Origin of the sequence: Parasphingorhabdus sp. JC815, assembly GCF_040717415.1 — a bacterium.
GTDB lineage: Bacteria > Pseudomonadota > Alphaproteobacteria > Sphingomonadales > Sphingomonadaceae > Parasphingorhabdus.
Genome location: NZ_JBFEFM010000009.1, coordinates 1 through 3,754 on the forward strand (window position 1 = coordinate 1; position 3,754 = coordinate 3,754).

The following is a 3,754-nucleotide window of genomic DNA, read 5'->3' on the forward strand; positions in this document are numbered from 1 at the left end:
ATGGCATTAATGTCCTGCAATGTTGCGGAAAGTCTTCACAGTAATCATTCCGGAATAGAGGTCTAGAGAGCATAATTGATTTGCGTAGCATAAAAAAGGGCGCGTCCTGTGACGCGCCCTTTCTGGTACCGGATTGATCTCCTTTAAAATTTCTTGGTTACGCTAAAACCGAATATACGGGGATCGAGCGTGAAGATATTCGCGCTAAGCCCTGTGTCGTCACTGTTAGTAAACGTGTTTGTGATCGGGGTGTCGTTGAACAGATTTTTGACATAGAATTGCATCGAAAGCTGCGATTCTGGCCGTTCGAGTGTCACCGCCAGATTGGCATTGTCCCATGCGCGTAACCGGTCATATTCGGTATTATATACCCGCGCGTAGCTTTTTCCTTGACGGTAATAATCACCGCGGAAGGTCAGGTTCCAGTCATCGAGGAAAAATGTATATTGCGCTCCGACGTTAAAGGTGATGCGCGGCGAATTGGGTAGTTCATTCCCTTCCAGATCGGCATAGAAACCGCGACCGCCATTAGGGGCGTCGGTAAAGGGGTTATATGTAAAGCCTAATAACTGATCGTAATGAAGATTGGTTTCGTCATCTGGATTAAAGCTACCATAGCGAGACGAGCCGGGGCATAATGCAGACAGCATAAAATCACCCAAGCCATCAGGGCCGGCTAAAAAGGAGGAGAGTATCGTCTCGACCTTATCTTTAGGAGCAATACAGTTGGATGGCACGCCAAGCTGGGGCCGCACAACCACCCAATCCTCGTTACCTTGGGTACGGTTCATCACGTCGATCGATTGCGCGCCCTTGCCAATGCGAGTGCGTAAATATCCAAGGCTGGAATCGATGCGGAAGTTGCGTGATGGTCGCCATGCCGCCTCCAACTCCAAGCCCCAGCTCTGGGCATCGAAATTCTCGTTGAGCGAGATGCGATCAACAATTTGCGAGACCTGATAATCGTTATAGTCATAGAAAAATGCCGTGGCGTTGAGTGTCATGCGCCCGCCATCAAAGCTGTTCTTCGTTCCGATTTCAAAAGCGTTGATATATTCCGGCTTAAACGTCCTTGCCAGTGGCTGATACTGGATCACCTTGGGATCAATATCGACGCGTGGCGGGTTCGTTCCGCCGCCCTTATAGCCATGCGAGTAAGAGGCATAGATGAGCGTGTCGTCAGTGAAAGACAGTTGCGGTGACCAGTCGACAACCAACCGCCCGGTCAAGGCATTCCATTCTTGTTTAACTGGCGGCAACGTCGGATAGCCCCGACTCACGCGGCCGCCACTCGATGGTCCGCTTTCAGTCCCGAATTTAAATGCGCCTAGCAACAACTGGCTAGGCACCGGCGTAGATTTCTTTTTATCATTGGTAAGGCGCGCGCCAGCCGTGATTTTTACATCATTGGATATTTGCCAATAGGCTTCACCGAACAACGCCCACGACCGCGTTTGCACGATATTCTTGCTGCGGAAATAATTATGCCCTTCACCGTTGATCTGGTCAATCGGGTTCGGGTCGACATAGACACATTCGCGAAACTCATCGCCGGCATCACAATTACGCGTACTTATCCCAACAGTCCCGGGAACGTCTTCTCGATTATAGAAATATTCAGCGAGAAGGCTGAACATATTGCTAAAGACATAATAGTCATCTTGAGATTTGAAGTTCAGCGCATTGGCTCCAATACTGAAGTTAAACGGACCCGCAAAATCGGATTGCAGCCGCAATTCCTGTGTCCATTGGCTGTTACGGGACTGGCTGATGTCAACGGCAAGCATTCGGTCCGACGGGCCAAGCTGTGGGTCGGTATAAATCCCACCCGGGGTTGGGCCAGGAATGTTGTTCGGGACAAACATGCCGACATTAAAATCGAAGTCGCGTAGATCAGGACTTGTCGAATCCGCGAATAAAGGCGCCGATACAAAACGGTTATAGTCCTGGGATGAATAATAGCGGTCGCGCGAATAGGCGGTTTGCGAGATGAGCCTTAGGTCGCCAAGCCCCGCTTCCAGATTAAGTTGGAATACGTCATTTTTGGCTCTGAATACCGGGTCGTAGCTGGTAGAAATTTCCCTCAGATTGCGTGATTGGACCACATTGGCATAAGGATCGTCGAGGTGGTTGACTATTTTCACCGGTTTGAATCCCATTATTGGATCGGGGATTAGGCCTACTACGATAGCACTTGCCGTATAAAGGAAAGCAAAACTGGAGGCGTTGGGCGCGCCAAAAGCGGCGTCATCATACAGCGATCCGGGTCTGCAACCTTGGCTCAACTTGGGTCGTAAATGATCTGGAACCGCCGTATTGCCGACCATATCCGGCCCCGGGTCGCGGGTGCATAATTGTTTGCCGGTGCGCGAGCGTTGGTCATCTTCTTCGAAATGCTGCCAGATGAAATTGGCTTTGAAATCATCATTGGGTTCCCACTGGGCCGACACGCGCGTCGACCACAGATCGCGGTCGTTAATCTGGTTTTTCGTGAAGCTGTTATAATCAAAGCCGTCGCGCTTGGTCATGGTACCAGCGGCGCGGAGCGCGAAATTATCGCTAAGCGGCACGTTAATCATTCCGCTCATCCGCCGAGTTTCAAAATTACCGATCTCACCCCTTATTTCGCCCTCGAAATCATAGACCGGCGCTGCGGGCAATACGTTGACCACGCCGCCCGTCGCGTTGCGCCCATATAATGTACCCTGTGGTCCGCGCAGAACCTCGATGCGTTCCAGATCAAAAAACTCGGCTTCAAACAAACGGTTGCGGATCAGCGGCGTGTTGTTGAAGCTGACCGCTACAGCAGGATCGCTGGAGGCCGAGATCGCTTTGGTCCCGATACCGCGGATTGTAAAATCATAACCGCTGAAATTGCTTTTGGAAAAATTGACGTTGGGAACCGCGCGCACCAGATCGGCACCGGATTCCACTTTCTTTTCATCAAGAGCAGTGTCGGACAATGCGGTAACGGCGATCGGAACATCGCCGATGCGCTCCACGCGCTTTTGTGCGGTGACGACAATTTCAATTTCTTCAGTTCCCTTTCCGGGAGGGGGGGCGTTTCCCACCGGGGCCAGCACAAAAATTTTACCGTCACGACGAAAGCTAAGGCCGGTTCCCTTTAATAGTACGCGAAGTGCGGTTTCGGGATCGGAGCTATTGACATATCCGGCCGTCCGCTTGCCTTTAACGAGCCCGGCGTCGCTCATGATAGTCATACCGCTTTGTATGCCAAAATCGCGCAAAGCACGGTCAAGCGATTGGGCAGGTATCTGATAGCTTGCGCTGCTTTCGCCTGCTATCGCTGTGCCGCTAGATAATGCCAGGCTACCCAATGCGACGCTGCTTAAAAAAATCTTACGTAAATTATATGTATGAAACCGCATGGTTCCTCTCCCCCTTTATATTTTGTAGGTTTTTCCCCTATTGTGACGCCCGATGATAGGGTGTCATTTAATTATGACGTCGCCGTTCCGTTTTAGGGGGGATGGGGGATTAAAATTATTTTGGTTTGGTAGTTCTGTGTTAACCAAGATACGGAAACATTCAATTGCGTCGTTGGCGAGCTTAGTTTTAATCTACTTTCCAGCTTGCCGCTATTTTATCAAAAACCATTTCATTTAGCACATTCTTACTTGCCGGAGTGCTATCATTCTCCGTTAAAATTGGCTGGAGTATTTTTCCGATCAAACCTTCGCCAATTGCGGTGATGGCGACTTGATACACAATTTGGGGAGCAAGGTTTCGGGCT

1 protein-coding gene is annotated in these 3,754 nt (G+C 50.3%); it reads right to left on the minus strand.

Going from position 1 to position 3,754, the window contains the following annotated elements; genetic code table 11:
- Positions 1-143: 143 nt before the first annotated feature.
- Positions 144-3,389: a TonB-dependent receptor gene (locus AB1K62_RS14590; RefSeq protein ID WP_367004687.1), complete on the minus strand. Its 3,246-nt coding sequence runs from the start codon at positions 3,387-3,389 to the stop codon at positions 144-146.
- Between the last annotated feature and the right edge of the window lie 365 nt (positions 3,390-3,754).

Bases quoted from the DNA above. Each gene is read 5' to 3' on its own strand.
- AB1K62_RS14590 (WP_367004687.1), bottom strand. From the start codon at position 3,389: ATGCGGTTTCATACATATAATTTACGTAAGATTTTTTTAAGCAGCGTC.